Source organism: Pseudomonas sp. S2_F03 (assembly GCF_054668335.1).
This window is the reverse complement of the sequence record NZ_CP162759.1, coordinates 4,108,152-4,127,658: the sequence shown is the minus strand read 5'-3', so window position 1 is coordinate 4,127,658 and position 19,507 is coordinate 4,108,152. Positions and strand designations below refer to the sequence as shown.

13 protein-coding genes and 4 pseudogenes are annotated in these 19,507 nt (G+C 58.4%); 9 read left to right on the top strand and 8 right to left on the bottom strand.

Translation table 11 applies throughout. The annotated features are described in order from the left end of the window. Window positions 1-5: 5 nt before the first annotated feature. Both AB4N76_RS19235 and AB4N76_RS19230 read right to left on the bottom strand, forming a co-directional pair. Window positions 6-1,187 (bottom strand): amino acid ABC transporter permease, encoded by a 1,182-nt coding sequence (locus tag AB4N76_RS19235; RefSeq protein WP_046028971.1) that lies wholly within the window; start codon window positions 1,185-1,187, stop codon window positions 6-8. A 65-nt stretch (window positions 1,188-1,252) separates the two neighbouring features. Further along, a complete protein-coding gene (locus AB4N76_RS19230) occupies window positions 1,253-2,284 on the bottom strand; it encodes an amino acid ABC transporter substrate-binding protein (RefSeq protein WP_046028970.1) in 1,032 nt (343 codons plus the stop codon). A gap of 469 nt (window positions 2,285-2,753) precedes the next feature. On the opposite strand from AB4N76_RS19230, the gene AB4N76_RS19225 reads away from it, so the two are divergent. The 5 genes and pseudogenes from AB4N76_RS19225 to AB4N76_RS19205 all read left to right on the top strand — a co-directional run bounded on the left by AB4N76_RS19225 (window position 2,754) and on the right by AB4N76_RS19205 (window position 8,067). Beyond that, the gene (locus AB4N76_RS19225; RefSeq protein ID WP_046028968.1) at window positions 2,754-3,410 is read left to right on the top strand and encodes an alpha/beta hydrolase; all 657 of its coding nucleotides are present in this window, start codon (window positions 2,754-2,756) and stop codon (window positions 3,408-3,410) included. A 96-nt stretch (window positions 3,411-3,506) separates the two neighbouring features. Next, window positions 3,507-4,993 (top strand): annotated as a pseudogene (gene rhlB, locus AB4N76_RS19220) (ATP-dependent RNA helicase RhlB). A 139-nt stretch (window positions 4,994-5,132) separates the two neighbouring features. Next, a pseudogene (locus tag AB4N76_RS19215) lies at window positions 5,133-6,081 on the top strand (ornithine cyclodeaminase family protein). A gap of 143 nt (window positions 6,082-6,224) precedes the next feature. Then, complete coding sequence (locus AB4N76_RS19210; protein WP_046028964.1) at window positions 6,225-7,352, top strand: NAD(P)/FAD-dependent oxidoreductase; 1,128 nt, start codon at window positions 6,225-6,227, stop codon at window positions 7,350-7,352. A gap of 89 nt (window positions 7,353-7,441) precedes the next feature. After that, window positions 7,442-8,067: pseudogene (locus tag AB4N76_RS19205) on the top strand (helix-turn-helix transcriptional regulator). A gap of 124 nt (window positions 8,068-8,191) precedes the next feature. On the opposite strand, the gene AB4N76_RS19200 reads toward AB4N76_RS19205, so the two are convergent. The 6 genes from AB4N76_RS19200 to AB4N76_RS19175 all read right to left on the bottom strand — a co-directional run bounded on the left by AB4N76_RS19200 (window position 8,192) and on the right by AB4N76_RS19175 (window position 13,534). Continuing rightward, window positions 8,192-8,968 carry an ABC transporter substrate-binding protein gene (locus AB4N76_RS19200; RefSeq protein ID WP_077430834.1) on the bottom strand — a complete coding sequence of 259 codons (777 nt, stop codon included), beginning with the start codon at window positions 8,966-8,968 and terminating at the stop codon, window positions 8,192-8,194. 305 nt (window positions 8,969-9,273) lie between these two features. After that, window positions 9,274-9,726, bottom strand: a complete 453-nt coding sequence (gene moaE, locus AB4N76_RS19195; RefSeq protein ID WP_046028957.1) for a molybdopterin synthase catalytic subunit MoaE — start codon at window positions 9,724-9,726, stop codon at window positions 9,274-9,276. A 3-nt stretch (window positions 9,727-9,729) separates the two neighbouring features. Beyond that, window positions 9,730-9,972, bottom strand: a complete 243-nt coding sequence (gene moaD / locus AB4N76_RS19190; RefSeq protein WP_046028955.1) for a molybdopterin converting factor subunit 1 — start codon at window positions 9,970-9,972, stop codon at window positions 9,730-9,732. Beyond that, window positions 9,969-10,442 (bottom strand): cyclic pyranopterin monophosphate synthase MoaC, encoded by a 474-nt coding sequence (moaC, locus tag AB4N76_RS19185; RefSeq protein WP_046028954.1) that lies wholly within the window; start codon window positions 10,440-10,442, stop codon window positions 9,969-9,971. The genes moaD and moaC overlap by 4 nt, the downstream gene beginning before the upstream one ends. Window positions 10,443-10,679: 237 nt before the next feature. Further along, window positions 10,680-12,074: a PhoH family protein gene (locus tag AB4N76_RS19180; protein WP_046028950.1), complete on the bottom strand. Its 1,395-nt coding sequence runs from the start codon at window positions 12,072-12,074 to the stop codon at window positions 10,680-10,682. Window positions 12,075-12,409: 335 nt separating this feature from the next. Further along, a complete protein-coding gene (locus AB4N76_RS19175; RefSeq protein WP_460163402.1) occupies window positions 12,410-13,534 on the bottom strand; it encodes a polysaccharide deacetylase family protein in 1,125 nt (374 codons plus the stop codon). 211 nt (window positions 13,535-13,745) lie between these two features. On the opposite strand from AB4N76_RS19175, the pseudogene yaaA reads away from it, so the two are divergent. The 4 genes and pseudogenes from yaaA (at window position 13,746) to AB4N76_RS19155 (ending at window position 19,505) form a co-directional block, all read left to right on the top strand. Next, window positions 13,746-14,524 (top strand): annotated as a pseudogene (gene yaaA / locus AB4N76_RS19170) (peroxide stress protein YaaA). Window positions 14,525-15,349: 825 nt separating this feature from the next. Further along, window positions 15,350-16,666: a nucleotide sugar dehydrogenase gene (locus tag AB4N76_RS19165; protein WP_046028946.1), complete on the top strand. Its 1,317-nt coding sequence runs from the start codon at window positions 15,350-15,352 to the stop codon at window positions 16,664-16,666. A gap of 151 nt (window positions 16,667-16,817) precedes the next feature. Then, complete coding sequence (gene alg8, locus AB4N76_RS19160; RefSeq protein WP_046028944.1) at window positions 16,818-18,299, top strand: mannuronan synthase; 1,482 nt, start codon at window positions 16,818-16,820, stop codon at window positions 18,297-18,299. 36 nt (window positions 18,300-18,335) lie between these two features. Continuing rightward, a complete protein-coding gene (locus AB4N76_RS19155) occupies window positions 18,336-19,505 on the top strand; it encodes an alginate biosynthesis protein Alg44 (RefSeq protein WP_046028942.1) in 1,170 nt (389 codons plus the stop codon). Window positions 19,506-19,507 lie beyond the last annotated feature (2 nt).

Below are 19,507 nucleotides of genomic sequence, written 5' to 3'. Positions count from 1 at the left end.
TTTCCTTACCGCTCGATCAGCGCAATGCGCTTGTTGTACCAGTTCATCAGCAGGGAGATGCTGATACTGATCGCCAGGTACACGCTCATGGTGATGGCAACCACCTCGATCGCCTGCCCGGTCTGGTTCAGCACCGTACCGGCAAACAACGAAACCATTTCCGGATAACCGATACCGGCCGCCAGCGAGGAGTTTTTCGCCAGGTTCAGGTATTGGCTGGTGAGCGGTGGAATGATCACGCGCAAGGCTTGCGGGATGATCACCTTGCGCAGCGTCGGACCGTTGCGCAGGCCAAGCGAATGCGCCGCTTCGGTCTGGCCGTGGCTGACCGACTTGATGCCCGAACGCACGATTTCGGCGATGAACGCCGCGGTGTACACCGTCAGGGCCAGGGTCAACGCCAGCAATTCCGGGATCAGTACCCAGCCACCGACGAAGTTGAAGCCTTGCAGCTTCGGCATTTCCCAGTGCAGCGGTGCACCGAAGATCAATGCGCACAGCGCCGGGATCACCAGGAACATCGCCAGGCCAACCCAGAACTTGTGGAACGGAACGCCGGTCTCTTCGAAGCGCTTGGTCGCCCAGCGGCTCATCAGCACGATGGCGACGATGGCCACCACAACGCTCGCCACAAACGGCCAGAACCCGTCCGACATCTGGGCGGCCGGCATATTCAGGCCACGGCTGCTGACGTAGAAGGTGTCGCCGAAATTATGACTGTTACGCGGCCCCGGCATGGTCAGGAACACCGCGAAGTACCAGAACAGGATTTGCAGCAGTGGCGGAATATTGCGGAAGACTTCCACATACACCGTCGCTACCTTGCTGATGATCCAGTTCTTCGACAGCCGTGACACGCCGACGATGAACCCGAGGATCGTCGCCAGGATCACGCCGATGAAGGTCACCAGCAGCGTGTTGAGCAAGCCGATGACAAACACTCGGGCATAGGTGTCCGATTCGGTGTAGTCGATCAGGTGTTGAGCGATGCCGAAACCGGCACTGCGCTCCAAAAAGCTGAAACCGGAGGTAATGCCCCGGTGCTGAAGATTGGTCTGGGTGTTATCAAACAGATACCAGCCCATCGAGACCACCGCCACGATGGTGATGATCTGAAATAGCCACGCACGCACTTTGGGATCGCTGAGGCTAAGCCTCTGCTTTGGTGCGCCGATTGAATTTTGCATGAAGTGCCCCGGATGTAATGGAACAGAACATCACCCGGTGGTTGGCCCACCGGGTGATAGAACCATCAGCGCACTGGTGGTGCGTATTGAATGCCGCCAGCGTTCCACAGAGCGTTCAGCCCGCGGTCGATTTCCAGCGGAGTGTTCTTGCCGAGGTTCTTCTCGAACACTTCGCCATAGTTACCGACTTGCTTGACGATCTGGACGACCCAGTCTTTTTTCACTTTCAGGTCTTTGCCGTATTCACCGTCGGTGCCCAGCAGACGAGCAACGTCCGGGTTCTTGGTGCCTTTGGCTTCAGCTTCGACGTTTTTCGAAGTGATACCGGCTTCTTCAGCGTTGAGCATGGCGTAGCCAGTCCAGCGCACAATGGCCAGCCATTCGTCGTCGCCGTTACGCACGACAGGGCCCAGAGGTTCTTTGGAAATGGTTTCCGGCAGAACCACGTAGTCCTTCGGCGAGGCCAGCTTGCTGCGCTGGGCGAACAGCTGAGACTTGTCGGAGGTCAGTACGTCGCAACGACCGGACTCGAGCGACTTGGCGCTTTCGTCAGAGGTGTCGAACGTGATCGGGGTGTATTTCAGACCGTTGCCGCGGAAGTAGTCGGAAACGTTCAGCTCGGTGGTGGTACCGGCCTGGATGCAGATGGTTGCACCGTCCAGTTCTTTGGCACTCTTGACGCCCAGCTTGTTGTTAACCAGGAAGCCGATGCCGTCGTAGTAAGTGATGAAGCCAGGGAATTTCAGGCCCATGCCCGCGTCACGAGAGCTGGTCATGGTGGTGTTGCGCGACAGGATGTCGATTTCGCCCGACTGCAGCGCAGTGAAGCGCTCTTTGGCGTTCAACTGGCTGAACTTCACTTTGGTCGCGTCGCCGAAAACGGCAGCGGCCACAGCACGGCAATAGTCAGCATCGATACCAACGATCTTGCCAGTGGAGTCCGGAACCGAGAAACCCGGCAGACCGTCACTTACACCGCACTGTACGAAACCTTTCTTCTGCACTGCATCCAGGGTTGCACCCGCCTGAGCGAACCCGCTGACACCGAGTACTGCGGCTGCAGTCACGATGGCCAGGGTGGATTTCAACATCTTCATTCAAACCTCCAGTTTTGCTCTTGTTGTGTCGGAGCTTGAGTCCTGCCGCACCCTTTTGAGGCGTAATTGACCCCTGTTGATTTTTTTTAGGGTCAACCGACGTAAGGACCTGCGCTATGAGTCTAGTAGGAGAAAACCCACATCATGGATTACTCACTTCTCACCAATCGGCCGAACGGGCTGTAGCCCTTTCACGCTCGCTAAGCCCGTAACGGCCACTGGCGAACATCCATCACCGGATTCTTTGCTATCCCACCACCAACAATGGCCTGATAGTGTTACCGACAGGCGTGGGATTGTTCGTGCAGGTTTTCCCATAGCAAGGCCCGTACCAGACCGCCTGCTGAAGCGTTTACGCGACAGGTCAATAGCAAAACTTGTAGCCTTGCGACATCTTATTAACTGATCAACCAGACGCGCACCCGGATCTCGCACTCAATGAGAGCGCGCGCACAACTATGGAGCAGCCATGACCGAGCCCCTTATCCTTGAACCCGTGAAGGCCGCAGACGCCTGCGTTATATGGCTTCACGGCCTGGGTGCCGACCGTTACGACTTCCTGCCGGTGGCGGAAGCGTTGCAGGAAACCCTGCTGAGCACCCGATTCGTTTTGCCCCAGGCGCCGACCTGTACCGTCACCATTAACGGCGGCTACGAGATGCCGAGCTGGTACGACATATTGGCCATGAACCCAGCGCGCGCGATCAATCGTGATCAACTGGAAGCATCGGCGGACAAGGTCATTAAATTGATCGAAGCACAACGAGCCAGCGGAATAGACGCCTCGCGGATTTTTTTGGCAGGTTTTTCCCAAGGCGGCGCCGTGGTGTTGCACACCGCATTCCTGAAATGGCAGGGGCCATTGGGTGGCGTACTTGCCCTCTCCACTTATGCCCCGACGTTCAGCGATCAGCTTGAGCTTTCAGCCAGCCAGCAACGCATTCCCGTGCTGTCGTTGCACGGTCAATACGATGACGTGGTGCAAAACGCCATGGGCCGCTCTGCCTATGAGCATTTGAAGCAGCGTGGTGTCACCGTGACATGGCAAGAGTACCCAATGGGTCACGAAGTGTTACCCGAAGAGATTCACGACATCGGCACCTGGCTTACAGAGCGTTTGCGTTAACGTTCAGGTGAAATACCGCCCTTTGATCATCCCACTACGCCGCGCCCGATTCTTGCATTACACTGGCCGGCGTACATTCCTTAACCAATTGATGAGATGACCGTGCTCAAAGCACTCAAGAAAATGTTCGGTAAAAGCGAGGCTGAGCAGCTCGCGCCAGTTCCCAGCGCTCCGTCTCATACTCCCAGCCACCGCACCGACGGTAATCAGCCTGGCCGGACCGCAACCGTAGCGGCACCGAAACACGAGCCGATGACCACACCGGCCACTCCTCTGCCCCGGCGACTGTCGATGAGCAGCCGCGTAGCGAAGCGCCAAAACCGGCAAAACCGCGTCGCGAACCCAAGCCAAAGGCCTCTGTCATTCCCTGGAAACTCGAAGATTTCGTCGTCGAACCCCAGGAAGGCAAAACCCGCTTCCACGATTTCAAACTTGCCCCGGAACTGATGCACGCCATCCAGGACCTTGGCTTTCCGTACTGCACGCCCATTCAGGCGCAGGTGCTTGGCTTTACCCTGGCGGGCAAAGACGCCATCGGTCGCGCCCAGACCGGCACCGGCAAAACCGCGGCGTTCCTGATTTCGATCATCACCCAACTGCTGCAAACCCCGCCGCCGAAAGAGCGCTACATGGGTGAGCCGCGGGCGCTGATCATTGCGCCAACCCGCGAACTGGTGGTGCAGATCGCCAAAGACGCAGCGGACCTGACCAAATACACCGGCCTCAACGTCATGACGTTTGTCGGTGGCATGGACTTCGACAAGCAACTCAAGCACCTCGAAGCCCGCCACTGCGACATCCTCGTCGCCACCCCGGGCCGCTTGCTCGACTTCAACCAGCGCGGCGACGTGCACCTGGACATGGTCGAAGTCATGGTGCTGGACGAAGCCGACCGCATGCTCGACATGGGTTTCATCCCGCAAGTGCGTCAAATCATTCGCCAGACGCCGCCGAAGAACGAGCGTCAAACGCTGCTGTTCTCCGCAACCTTTACCGAAGACGTGATGAACCTCGCCAAGCAATGGACCACCGACCCGTCGATCGTCGAGATCGAAGCGCAGAATGTGGCCAGCGAAAACGTCGAGCAGCACATCTACGCCGTTGCCGGTGCCGACAAATACAAATTGCTCTACAACCTGGTCAACGACAACGGTTGGGAGCGGGTGATGGTCTTCGCCAACCGCAAGGATGAAGTGCGACGCATTGAAGAGCGTCTGGTGCGTGATGGCGTCAACGCCGCGCAACTGTCTGGCGATGTACCGCAGCACAAGCGCATCAAGACCCTGGAAGGTTTCCGCGAAGGCAAGATCCGCGTTCTGGTCGCCACTGATGTGGCCGGTCGCGGCATTCACATCGACGGCATCAGCCACGTGATCAACTTCACCCTGCCGGAAGTCCCGGACGACTACGTGCACCGCATCGGCCGTACCGGTCGGGCGGGCGCTGATGGCGTGTCCATCAGTTTTGCCGGGGAGGACGACTCCTACCAGTTACCGTCCATCGAGGCGCTGCTGGGTCGCAAGATCAGCTGTGAAACACCACCGACGCATCTGTTGCGGGCGGTTGAGCGCAAGCGCCCATAACCGGGCACTTGAAGAAAGAGGCGCAGCCGGCAACGGACTGCGCTTTTTTTTCGTCTGGTTTTTTTCAACAGGAGCTTGCCCGATACAACTAAAAGTCCATAATGGACAAATTAGTTTAGTTCAGTGTCCGGAGCCGACCATGTCCAGTACGCCTTATGTGATCACCCAACCTCAGGCTCGCGAGCTGCTGGCCAGGGTCGATGTGCCGCAAATTCTGCGCAAGCTGTTCCGCGACCTGGCTGCCGGGCAAGCGGTGCAACCGGCACAGCAACTGGTGGAATTCCCTCAGGGCGCGGGCGATTTCATCAACTACCTCGGCGTACTGGCGCAAGACGGTGTCTACGGGGTTAAAAACCTCACCGTACATCGTCCGCGAACAAGGCCCGCTGGTGACCGCGTGGACCCTGCTGATGTCGATGCAGACCGGCCAGCCGCTACTCCTTTGCGATGCCGGTGAATTGACCACCGCACGCACGGCCGCCACCACCGCCGTGGCGGTCGATGCACTCGCCCCTTTAAAGGCTCGGCGTCTGGCGATCATCGGCAGCGGCAAAGTTGCCCAGGCACACCTGCACTACGTCAAAGACCTGCGCGACTGGCAGAGCATCACGCTGTATTCGCCAAGTCTGAGCGACAAGCAACCCGAAGTATTGGCGCACCTCAACAGTCTCGACCCACGCCTGGTCATCGTCGACAGTCGCGAAGCGGCCACCGGGGACGCCGACGTGATCATGCTGTGCACCTCGTCCGCAGGGCCGGTGATCGACCCGTCAAGCTTGAGTAAACCGGCGCTGATCACCTCCATCAGCACCAATGCCCCACGCGCCCACGAAGTCCCGCCGCAGAGCCTCAATGACATGCAGGTGTTCTGCGACTACCGTGTGACCACACCAGGGTCGGCCGGCGAAATGCTGATTGCCGGCGAGCAACATGGCTGGGACAAGCAGGCGATTGTCGGCGACTTGCCTGACTTGCTGAGCGAAAAGGTACAGCGTCCTGATTACAGCCGGCATGTGTTCTTCCGCTCCATCGGCCTGGGCCTGGAAGACATTGCGCTGGCCAATGCCATTTACCAATTGCAGCGCTAACACCTGACCCTGTGGGAGCGGGCTTGCCCGCGATGCAGACGCCGCACGCTGCCAGGCACACGCGGTGATGCAATCGCGGGCAAGCCCGGCTCCCACAGGTTTCCTCTATTTCAATGGCATTTGCGCCCCATCAGGAGACGTTCATGAGCCAGGCAGACTTCATCATCATCGGCGGCGGGATTGCCGGGGCTTCCACCGGTTTTTGGCTCTCGCAGCAAGCCAGGGTGATTGTGCTCGAACGCGAATCGCACCCGGCCTATCACTCCACCGGACGTTCCGCTGCGCTGTACACCGCCGCCTACGGCACTCCCCAGGTTCGCGCACTGACCCAGGCCAGCCGCGACTTCTTCGACGCACCACCGCCCGGTTTCTGCGAACACCCGTTGTTGACACCACGGGGTGAGATGACCGTGGATTTCACCGGCGATCCCACTGAATTGAACAATCAATACCTCAGCGCCAAAGCCACCGTACCTGAGATGCAACTGCTCAGCGCCGACGAAGCCTGCGCGCGCCTGCCGATTCTGCGCCGGGAAAAAGTCCATGGCGCGATCTACGACCCCACCGCCAGCGACATCGACACCGACGCCCTGCATCAGGGGTACTTGCGCGGCATTCGACGCAACAAAGGCGAAGTCCTGACCGACACCGAAGTGCTAGGCCTGGCCCGGAACGCCGAAGGGATGTGGCAGGTAACCACTAACGGCCAGACCTTCAGCGCCCCCGTCATCATCAATGCCGCCGGTGCCTGGGCCGACAAAATCGGTGCACTGGCCGGCGCCCGGCCGCTGGGCCTGCAACCGAAACGACGTGCCGCGTTCATCTTCGCCGGTCCCGACGGCGTGGACATCCACCATTGGCCGATGCTGGTCAGTCTCGACGAATCGTTCTACATGAAACCCGACGCGGGGATGTTCCTCGGTTCGCCCGCCAATGCCGACCCAGTAGAGCCGCACGACGTGCAGCCCGAGGAGTTGGACATCGCGATGGGCATCTACCAGATCGAAGAAGCCACCACCTTGACCATTCGCCGTCCGACCCGCACCTGGGCTGGCCTGCGCAGCTTCGTACCCGACGGTGATTTGCTCTCCGGCTTCGACCCGACAGTGCCAGGGCTGTTCTGGGTCGCTGCACAAGGCGGTTATGGCATTCAGACGTCACCCGCCATGGGCCAGGCCAGCGCAGCATTGGTGCGCGGCGAAGCCTTGCCGGAGCCACTCAGCCGTTTCGGGCTGGACGCCGGCATGCTCTCCCCCGCTCGCCTGGGCTGATCACCTGCTCAGGTGACGTGTCGACACGATTGCGGCAAACTTCACGCGCCCTTTTTGCAGGGCGCTGACGCTGCCTGGAGCTCCACTGTATGAACGCACCTGAAAAAGACCCGGCGCTGGACAATTACCGAGCGATCGCCGATGCCATCGCCACGCTGTTTTTCCTCATGCCGAGGTGGTGCTGCATGACCTGCGCACGCAAAAGATCGACTACATCGCCAACAATCTGTCAAAACGCGAAATCGGCGATGACGCCGCGCTGGAGGACATGCTCAGCGACGATGTCAGCGAAACCAACATCGGCCCTTACGAAAAGCTTAATTGGGACGGTCAGAAGATTCGCAGTTTGAGCACGGTATTGCGCGACGCTGAAGGTCACCCGCTCGCGGTGCTGTGCGTCAACCTGAACATCTCGCTGTTCGAAAATGCAAAAGCGGCGCTCGATCTATTCCTGTCGCCGACCAAATTGATCCCGCAACCGGATTCACTGTTTCGAGATGACTGGCAGGAGCGGATCAATACCTTCCTGCACGCCTGGCTGCGCGAACGTCAGTTGAGCCTTAACCTGCTGACGCGCGATCACAAACGCGAACTGGTGCTGGCGCTGCACGCCGAAGGCGCCTTCAAGGGCAAGAGTGCTTCGAACTATGTGGCCAATGTGCTGAACATGGGACGGGCGACGGTTTACAAGCATTTGAAGGAATTGAAGGGCTGAAGATTTGCAGTGATTGCTCCGGCCCAATCGCGGGCAAGCCCGCTCCCACAATGTTCGAGTCGTGCACAACATACATGTGCATCACTGAACCTGTGGGAGCGGGCTCGCCCGCGAAAGCGATTGATCAGTCGCCGTAGATATCGGACTTGAAGTACTTGTCGGAAATCTTCTGATATTCGCCACTGGCACGAATACCATCAATGGCAGTGTTCAGCTCACTGACCAGTTCACCATTGCCCTTGCGCACCGCGATCCCCGCACCCTCGCCAACGTATTTCGGGTCCTTCAACTCTGGCCCGACAAACGCATAGCCTTTGCCGCGCGGCATCATCAGGAAGTCATTGAGGGGAATGGTGTCGGCAAAAATGGCATCGAGACGACCGGCGGCCAGGTCCATGTAGATTTCTTCGTTGTTGCCATAGCGCTTGACGTTGATGCCCTTGGGTTCAAACACCTCGGTGGCATATCGGTCGGTGGTGGTTGCCCGCTGCACGCCGACAGTCTTGCCCTTGAGGCTGGCGTACTGGTCATCCACTACAGCGCCGTCCTTCATGACCAGACGCGAGGAAGTGAAGTAATACTTGTGGGTGAAATCCACCGACTTCTTGCGGTCTTCGTTAATGGTCATGGACGACAGGGCCATGTCGATTTTCTTCACCTTCAGAGAAGGAATCAGACCGTCGAACTCACCTTCGACCCACACACATTTGACCTTCATCTGCGCGCACAGGGCATTACCGATGTCGTAGTCGAAACCGACGATCTCGCCTTTGTCGGTTTTGGAAGCGAACGGCGGATAGGCGGCTTCGATACCGATGCGCAGGGTTTTATCAGCGGCGAACAGCGAGCTGCACGCCAACAGGCTCAGCGCCAGACCGGTAATGAGGGGGAGTTTCTTCATGTTCGTTCTCTCGCAGGTTGTTGTTGGTTTGGCAAGACAGAGGAAAGAGCTGAAACAGGGAAATATCTTTTTTGTACTTATATTTCCATACTGGACTTTAATGTACAAATCGTCAATCAGGCGCGCGCACCTCGCACCGGCCGATGGTCGGGAGGCGAGTCAGCGAGAATTCCGGTGTTATTGATGACGCCATCGCGGGCAAGCCCGCTCCCACAGTTTCTGTGTCGTACGCAAACTTTGCGCTCACTGAACATCATTGTGGAGCGGGCTTGCCCGCGATGACTGACGGGGGAACGCTGCGGGATCTACTGCTTCCAGCGATCCGCCGCCGCATGATCGCTGTCACGCCCTTCCACCCAACGCGGGCCGTCGCTGGTGTTTTCCTTTTTCCAGAACGGCGCGCGGGTTTTCAGGTAATCCATGACAAAGGCACAGGCATCGAAGGCGGCCTGACGATGGGCGCTGGCGGCACCAACGAAGACGATCGGCTCCCCTGGCTCCAGGGCACCGATGCGGTGCAACACTTCCAGCTTCAACAGCGGCCAGCGTTGCTCGGCTTCGATGGCAATTTTGCCAAGCGCTTTTTCGGTCATGCCCGGGTAGTGTTCAAGAAACATCCCGGCCACATCGAGGCCGTCATTAAAGTCGCGCACGTAGCCGACAAAACTCACCACCGCGCCCACGCCCACATTGGCAGCGTGCATGGCGTTGACTTCGGCACCCGGATCGAACGGCGCAGGCTGCACGCGAATCGCCATGGCTCAGCCCCCGGTCACGGTCGGGAAAAACGCCACTTCATCGCCATCGCTGACAGGCTCGTCGAGCTGGCACAGGTCTTCGTTGCGGGCGCACATCAAGTTCTGCTCGCTCAATACATCGGCGCCGTCACGTTGGGCCAGCAGCGCGCGCACGTCATCAACCGTAGCGAAATCGCCTTGAACCTTTACCGAGTCCACACCGAGCGCTTCACGGTAACGAGCAAAAAACTTCACGGTGACGTTCATGATGGATCCGCCTGGAAATGACCGCTCTTGCCGCCGACCTTCTCCAGCAGTCGCACGCTTTCGATGGTCATGCCGCGATCCACAGCCTTGCACATGTCATAGATAGTCAGGGCTGCCACGCTGGCGGCGGTCAGCGCTTCCATCTCGACGCCGGTCTGCCCGGACAATTTGCAGCGCGCAACGATGCGCACGGTATCGTCGCCTTCGGCACTGAGTTCGACTTTGATCCCAGTCAGCATCAGCGGATGGCACAGAGGAATCAGATCGCTGGTTTTCTTCGCCGCCTGAATGCCGGCAATACGCGCCACGGCAAACACATCCCCTTTGGGATGACCGCCACTGACGATCATCTGCAACGTTTCGGGCAGCATGCGCACCAGCGCTTGGGCCGTCGCTTCACGGAACGTCACGGCTTTTTCGGTGACGTCGACCATGTTGGCGCGACCTTGGGAATCGAGATGAGTCAGCACAGGGTTACTCCTGATCAGGAGCGTCGATTGTAAACCTGCGGGTCAATTTTCCGCACGTTTGATTGCAAGATCATATTGAACCCTGTGGGAGCGTGGCTTGCCCGCGATGGGATCAACGCGTTATGCCTGAGGCACCGCGGTGTCTGCATCGCGGGCAAGCCACGCTCCCACAGGGTTTGCATTCATCCATAAAAAAACCGGGCGACCTTCGGGGGCCGCCCGGTTTGGGTTGAGCAGTTACAAATGCGATTCGGCGTATTCGGCCAGAATCGAACGAGGCACCCCTTGCAGGGTGATGTGCACACCGTTGGGGAAGTCTTTGAAGCGTTCGGTCAGGTAGGTCAGCCCGGAGCTGGTCGCGGACAGGTAAGGGGTGTCGATTTGCGCCAGGTTGCCCAGGCACACCACTTTGGAACCGGCGCCGGCACGGGTGATGATGGTTTTCATCTGGTGCGGCGTCAGGTTCTGGCATTCATCGATCAAAATCAGGCTCTGCTGGAAGCTGCGACCTCGGATGTAGTTGAGGGATTTGAACTGCAACGGCACTTTGCTGAGGATGTAGTCGACACTGCCATGGGTGTTTTCGTCATCCATGTGCAAGGCTTCGAGGTTGTCGGTGATAGCGCCCAGCCATGGCTCCATTTTTTCCGCTTCGGTGCCGGGCAGGAAGCCGATCTCCTGGTCCAGGCCCTGCACGCTACGAGTGGCAATGATTCGGCGATAGCGTTTACTGACCATGGTCTGCTCGATCGCCGCCGCCAGCGCGAGGATGGTTTTACCCGAACCGGCTGCACCGGACAGGTTGACCAGGTGGATATCAGGATCGAGCAAGGCATACAGCGCCAGGCTCTGATAGATGTCACGCGGTTTCAGGCCCCAAGCTTCCTGATGCAGCAGCGGTTCCTGGTGCAGGTCGAGGATCAGCAAACGGTCTTCTGCAATTTCCTTGATCCAGCCGACAAACCCCTGCTCATCAATGATGAACTCGTTGATGTGCACCGCCGGCAGGTTGTCGATCAACTGCACCTCGTGCCATGTGCGGCCATGGTCCTGACGGGTTTCAACCTTGCTCACACGGTCCCAGAAAGAGCCGGTCATGTTGTGGTAGCCGTTGGGCAGCAATGAAACGTCGTCAACCAGTTGGTCGGTGCTGTAGTCCTCGGCCGCGATCCCGCACGCCCGGGCCTTGAGGCGCATGTTGATGTCTTTGGTGACCAGCACGACGGGCAGCTTGGGCGAGCGCGCGTGCAGATCGATCAACTGGTTGATGATGATGTTGTCGTTCAGGTGCTCGGGCAGAATGATATTCGGCTCGGTGCGCTTGCTCATCAGAATTGACAGCAAACCCTTGGGCCCACTTTTGCCGCGCTGGATCGGTACACCAAGCTCTACGTCTTCAGGACTGGCATCGCCCAGCGTCTTGTCGATCAGGCGAATCGCCTGACGGCATTCCGCAGCCACGCTGTGATGCCCGCTCTTGAGCTTGTCCAGCTCTTCAAGGACGGTCATCGGGATGGCGACGTGGTGTTCTTCGAAATTGAGCAGCGCGTTTGGATCGTGAATCAATACGTTGGTATCGAGTACATAAAGGATTGGCTGGTTGGAAGAAGAGCTACGTCCGTGATCATCCATACTCGGTCACCTTTGTGGGAGCCAGTAGACGCAATACCTGGGCGGTGCTGCGCCTCGAAGTGGCCGCCGAATCTCACCTGCGGAGAATCCAGTGACTGCAAACAAACGGGTCTTGGAAGACGCCACCTGTGTTGCAGGTTTCGGCGGTCTGTCTTCGTAATACTCCAAAACATGTGACAGAAAAAAGCACTTTGACGTTTTTTTGAAGTTTATTTTTCAGAATGACCAATAGCACTTGGCGGACTGCCACCACCCGTTTAAAGTCGGAAGTCCGCCTGCTGCGAAACCCCTCAAAAAACCGCCTTTAGCCCAATGTTTACGGGCACTTTCCATTTTCAGCGAAACGCGTCCTGACAATCCTCCCAACCGATCCCGCTTTGCGCCGTTTGCGTAATGAGCCAGGGCATCGCCGTTTTCACCGCGTCCTGCTTCACATTGAAATTGATCACGCCGTGGCGCCACAGCAGCATCAGCGTCAGCACGCGCTGCGCACTGGGGTTGCCCTTGAGCTTGCCCGCCCCGTCCTGGGCATCGATATCCCATAACGCCACCTGCAAGCCCTGGGCGTTGAAGAAGCCTTCGGCATCGGAGCGACGTTGACCGTCGGGCGGACGAAACAGTGGCACATAGTTTTCCGGCATTTTGCTTTTGACCAACTCGACGCTGCGTCGCACCGAATCCTGCCAATCCTGCCAGTGGCTGTGGGAGCGGAACTCCCAGCCCTGCACACCGATGCATTGCTGCGAGTACATCGCTTGCAGGCCCGCCACCGAGCGCTCGGCCAGACGCGCCTGAATATCCTTGCCGAGGACGAAGAACGTGCCGCTCATGTTCGATTTTCGCAGGTACTCGGCGACCCAGCCGGTGTTGTCGGGGGCGACGTTGGCCGCGCTGTCGAAGGTCAGCAAAAACAACCGGTCATGCATCGCATCGCCGTTGCGCTCGTAGTCGCCAAAACGATCGACTTCACTGCTGGTCTGCGGAAACAGAGCAGCCTTGCGCAGTTGCTCGTCCAGGTACTGTGCGTGGAACAAACGGCTCGGCTCGGCCCACTTGATGTAGTAGCTCTCGTCGCTGACCTGGAACTTGGCCGCTTGCCCGCGCAGGGTTTCCATGTCCTCGACCAGGAAACAGAACGAAGCATCCTGATCACAGCTTTGCTGGGCGAAGTTGTAGTTGGTCAGCAGGCGCTGCCACAGACGCTGGCGCAGTTGGTTGACCGCTTCCAGATTGATCTTGCGCAACCCCAGGCGCTGGGCCAGTGCCGGCTCATCCAGCGATTCGCTGGCCAGCAGCACCCGCGAAAACATGAGGATTTCGGCCCGCGACGCTACGTCGAACAGGGTCGGGCTGGTGAGCTTTTCAGGCCAGGTGCTGCGATCAAACGTCGCCAGATCGCCCGGCGCCGCCAAGGCACCAAAGCTCAACAGCCAGGCTGAAAAAATAAAAACGATACGCAATGGGATGTCTCCATAACAAAACCCGCGCCGCACTATATATCGAGACGATCAAAAGAGCGCAGCCTCGCGTTGCTCGACAGCGGCTACACCTTGATTGATCGCTCCCACGCAGAGCGTGGGAACGATCACCGTCCGGCACCTATCACGTTGATAGCTGGAGTCATCCGGCTCTACCCCCTGAATCGCGCCCACGATTAAAGGAGACGACTTCATGCTGATGGTGATTTCCCCCGCCAAGACCCTCGATTACGAAACACCGCCGGCAACCCAGCGCTTTACCCAGCCGCAGTACCTCGATCATTCCCAGGAATTGATCATGCAGCTGCGCGATCTGACACCAGCGCAAATCAGCGAGTTGATGCACGTCTCCGACAAGATCGGCGGGCTCAACGCCGCGCGTTTCGAAGCTGGACGCCAGCGTTTACCCCGGAAAACGCCAATCAAGCGTTGCTGGCTTTTAAAGGCGACGTGTACACCGGCCTGAATGCACAAACCTTCAGCGAAGCCGATTTCGACTACGCCCAACAGCATCTGCGCATGTTGTCCGGCCTGTATGGCCTGCTGCGTCCTCTGGACCTGATGCAACCGTATCGGCTGGAGATGGGCACCAAACTGGCCAATGCCCGTGGCAAGGACCTGTATGCCTTCTGGGGGACGCGAATCAGCGAATGGCTGAACGAAGCCTTGGCCGATCAAGGTGATGACGTGCTGCTGAACCTGGCGTCCAACGAGTACTTCTCGGCCGTCAAACGCAACGCCCTGAACGCACGCATCATCAATACCGACTTCAAGGACCTGAAGAACGGCCAGTACAAGATCATCAGTTTCTACGCGAAAAAAGCCCGCGGCATGATGAGCCGCTTCGTCATTGAAGAGCGCATCAACAACCCTGCCGACCTCAAGCAATTTGACGTTCAGGGTTACCGCTACAGCGCCGAGCAGTCCAAACCGGACAACCTGGTGTTCCTGCGCGATCACGCTCCCGAATAGAACCACTCGACGACGCACGACATCCATAACCTCGTCGTGCGCCGACGGCCGATCGTCCAACAATCCCCTCCCGAACAGTCGTTTTATTGGCGTCAAAAATACATCACCTCGTTTTTTAACTTTAGTTTCACTCGACTTCGAACTTTTTTTTCAGTAGTGGCACTGAAAATTTTTATCGGTAGTGGCATAAAACTATCGAACTCGGTTATCACCCTATGTATCAAGGGTGAAACAGCAAGTGCCATCACAATGAAAGTAGTGCCATCTTTCTCAATATTTCAAGAAATTTCAGATTCCGCGATGAGTGGGCTGGAACTATGTCCAAATGCGTCGCTCATACCACCGGTAACGATTATCAACGTGCTTGTACGAGATAACTTACGCAGACAAGCGATTCACGTAGCGAAGTTGTCACATTAACTTCTGAACATGAGTCACTTATTTGGACAACACACAAAGGACAGGAGATACGCATCATAAATATCCCCTGCACGGCCAAGGCAGCGCCCCTATAAACGTGCTCACCTGAGCACCCAACCGCTTGATTTACGGGCTTTTTGCCTGGCATTGAGCGCGCAAGACCTTTGCACAAGCGTCCTCAGGCCAGAGGATCGGCTGCATAACAGGGCACGTCATAATAATAAGGCCTAGTTACGCACATCTTGAGTGCACTTATTTAGACACTCGGAACTTATGTATGCCTGCACACGGCATTGTGTAGCCTGCACGGCGAACTTTCGAGCGCACTATGACCGCTGAACACCATTAACTCCGGCCATCTAATGGCTCGTTGAATACAGTCTTGATAACAGTGAGGTAATTGCGATGCGCATCAGCATATTTGGTTTGGGTTACGTCGGCGCAGTGTGTGCCGGTTGCCTGTCTGCACGGGGCCATGACGTCGTTGGCGTCGATGTTGCCAAAGACAAAATCGATATGATCAACGCTGGTAAATCACCGATCGTTGAACCGGGCCTGGGCGAACTTCTGCGCAAGGGTATCGATACGGGCCGCCTGCGCGGCACCACCAACTTCGCCGAGGCGATTCGTGACACCGACTTGTCGATGATCTGCGTCGGTACGCCGAGCAAGAAAAACGGCGACCTGGAACTGAACTACATCGAAGCCGTGTGCCGCGAAATCGGTTTTGTCCTGCGCGACAAGACCACCCGCCACACCATCGTGGTTCGCAGCACCGTACTGCCGGGCACCGTGGCCAACGTCGTGATCCCGATCCTCGAAGATTGCTCCGGCAAAAAAGCCGGCGTTGACTTCGGCGTTGCAGTGAACCCTGAGTTCCTGCGTGAAAGCACCGCGATCGCCGACTACGACCTGCCGCCAATGACCGTTATCGGCGAGTTCGACAAAGCATCGGGCGACGTTCTGCAATCGCTGTACGAAGAACTCGACGCACCGATCATCCGCAAGGACATCGCCGTTGCCGAGATGATCAAGTACACCTGCAACGTGTGGCACGCCACCAAGGTCACCTTCGCCAACGAAATCGGCAACATCGCCAAGGCAGTCGGCGTCGATGGTCGTGAAGTGATGGAAGTGGTCTGCCAGGACAAAACCCTGAACCTGTCCCAGTACTACATGCGCCCAGGCTTCGCGTTCGGCGGCTCTTGCCTGCCAAAAGACGTGCGTGCCCTGACCTACCGCGCCGGTTCCCTGGACGTGGAAGCACCTCTGCTGAACTCGCTGATGCGCAGCAACGAATCCCAGGTGCAGAACGCCTTCGACATCGTTTCCAGCCACGACAAACGCAAAGTCGCCCTGCTGGGCCTGAGCTTCAAGGCCGGCACCGACGACCTGCGCGAAAGTCCGCTGGTGGATCTGGCAGAAATGCTGATCGGCAAGGGTTACGACCTGAGCATCTACGACAGCAACGTCGAATACGCCCGTGTCCACGGCGCGAACAAGGATTACATCGAGTCGAAAATCCCTCACGTCTCGTCCTTGCTCAACTCCGACTTCGACGACGTGATCAACAACTCCGACGTGATCATCCTCGGCAACCGTGACGAGAAATTCCGCGCCCTGGCGCAGAACGCCCCGCACGGCAAGCAAGTGGTCGACCTGGTGGGCTTCATGACCAAAGCCACCAGCGTCAGCGGTCGCACCGAAGGCATCTGCTGGTAATACGGAATCCCGTCTCTGACACCGCGCTTTCGCGGATGAAACACCTGTAGCAGCCCGGCTTGCCGGCGATGACGTACTTGAGATCGCCATCGCCGGCAAGCCGGACTCGTACAGGGGCGCGGGGCTTGTAACTGACTTTAGGATTCCGATTATGCACAGGCTAAAGCACGGCCTGCTTCAGGCCGCCGGTTGGCTGTTTTACCTAAGTTTACTGATGGGCATCGCCATGGCGTTGCCTGCGTCCACGTTCGACTCCGAGTCGAAGGACTTCATTTTCCTGATCGGCTTCATCGGGATCTGGCGCTACTCGATGGGTGCCACGCACTTTCTGCGCGGCATGCTGTTCCTGTACGTGGTCTACCCGCACCTGCGGCGCAAAGTGCGCAAGCTGGGCAAAGCGGCAGACCCTTCCCATGTATTTTTGATGGTCACCAGTTTCCGTATCGACGCGTTGACCACCGCGCAGGTCTACAGCTCGGTGATCCGCGAAGCTATTGACTGCGGCTTGCCGACCACCGTGGTCTGCTCGATCGTGGAAATGTCCGATGAGTTGCTGGTCAAAAGCCTCTGGTCGCGGATGAACCCGCCGGCCCGGGTCAAGCTCGACTTCGTGCGCATTCCCGGCACCGGCAAGCGCGACGGCCTGGCCTACGGTTTCCGCGCCATCTCGCGCCACTTGCCGGACGACCGCGCCGTAGTGGCCGTGATCGACGGCGACACCGTGCTCGGCGAAGGCACGGTGCGCAAGACCGTGCCGTGGTTCCAGCTGTTCGGCAACGTCGGCGGCCTGACCACCAACGAGTTCTGCGAGGTGCGCGGCGGCTACATCATGAGCGAATGGCACAAGCTGCGTTTCGCCCAGCGCCACATCAACATGTGCTCGATGGCCCTGTCCAAGCGCGTATTGACCATGACCGGGCGCATGTCGGTGTTCCGTGCCACGGTGGTCACCAACCCGGAATTCATCGCCGACGTGGAAAGCGACTCGCTGCAACACTGGCGCCTGGGCCGTTTCAAGTTCCTTACCGGTGACGACAAGTCGAGCTGGTTCAGCCTGATGCGCCTGGGCTACGACACCTTCTACGTGCCGGACGCCGCGATCAACACCGTGGAACACCCGCCGGAAAAGAGCTTCATCAAGGCCAGCCGCAAGCTGATGTTCCGCTGGTACGGCAACAACCTGCGCCAGAACTCCCGCGCCCTGGGCCTGGGGATGAAACGCCTCGGCCTGTTCACGTCGGTGGTGCTGTTCGATCAGCGCGTGTCGATGTGGACGTCCTTGCTGGGCCTGACCGTGGCGCTGATTGCCAGTTTCAAATACGGCACTGCGTTCATCCTGGTTTACCTGCTGTGGATCGGCATTACCCGCCTGATCCTGGCCGTGCTGCTGTCCCTCTCCGGTCACCGGATCGGCCCGGCTTACCCGGCGATTCTCTATTACAACCAGATCGTCGGCGCGCTAGTGAAGATCTACGTGTTCTTCCGCCTCGACCAACAGTCCTGGACTCGCCAGCCCACTTCTCTGACCCGTGATCTCGCCAGCTTTCAACGTTGGTTCAACACCTGGTCGTCTCGGACCATGACCTTCTCCGCCGGCAGCATTTTTGTCGCCGTGCTGCTGATGATGGTCTGACCGCCCCTCTATTGAATTAACCAGGAAATCGCCCCTATGAATACCGCCGTCAACGCCAATGTAGTGCATGAATCCGAAGCCCAGCGCCAACACGCCCGAGTGAAAATTCCGGCCAAGCTGCGTTTCTTCGGTCCAGACCGGACGCCGGTTGAAGCCCGCGTCATCGACCTCTCCGCCGGTGGCCTGGCGTTCAACGCCGGGCAATTGCCGCTCAAAGCCGGCGATGTGTACAAAGCCCGCCTGCAGTTCGTCATCGACAACCTCGGCCTGGCCATGGACGTCGAATTGCAGGTCCGCTCCTATGATCGCGAGACCGGTCGTACCGGATGCCAGTTCCAGAACCTGGAGCCGCGCGATATTTCCACCCTGCGTCACCTGATCACCTCTCACCTGGCCGGCGACATCGTCAGCATGGGTGAAATGCTGGCGACCCTGCAGCGCGACAACTTCACCAAGGCGCGCAAGGTCAAGGATGGCGGCCACGGCATGACCGCGTTCGGTCGTCTGCGTGCAGTGACCTTCAGCCTGGGGATTTTCATCGTCGGCGTGGCGGCGTTCGGCTTCATTTTCAAATCGGTGTACGGCATGTACTTCGTCAGCCACGCCCAGGCCGGCCTGGTCAGCGTGCCCGGCATGAACATCACCATGCCGCGTGACGGCACCGTGCAAAGCCTGATCAAAGCCGACGGCGTTGCCGCCAAGGGCGCACCACTGGCAACGTTCAGCACCAGCATGCTCGACGTGCTCAAAGGTCATCTGGACGAAGATCAACTGCAACCGGCCAAGGTTGAAGAACTGTTCGGCAAGCAAATGACCGGCACCCTGACCTCGCCGTGCGATTGCACCGTGGCGCAACAACTGGTTGCCAACGGTCAGTACGCCAGCAAGGGCGACGTGATCTTCCAGTTGGTGCCACGCAACAGCGAAGCCAACGTTGAAGCCCGCTTCTCCTATCGCCAGTTCCGCGACGTGCGCCCGGGCACCCCGGTCAGCTTCCAGATCGCCGGCGAAGACAAAACCCGCACCGGCAAAATCGTCAGCAGCACCAGCCTGAAAAGCGCTGACCTGTCATCCGACATCCGCGTACTGATCCAGCCTGACGAAGCCCTGGACAGCAGCCTCGCCGGTCGCCCGGTGGAAGTGAACAGCGATCGTGGCCCGAACCTGAACTGGCTGATCGACAAAGCCATGGCTGCCGGTCTTTAAAT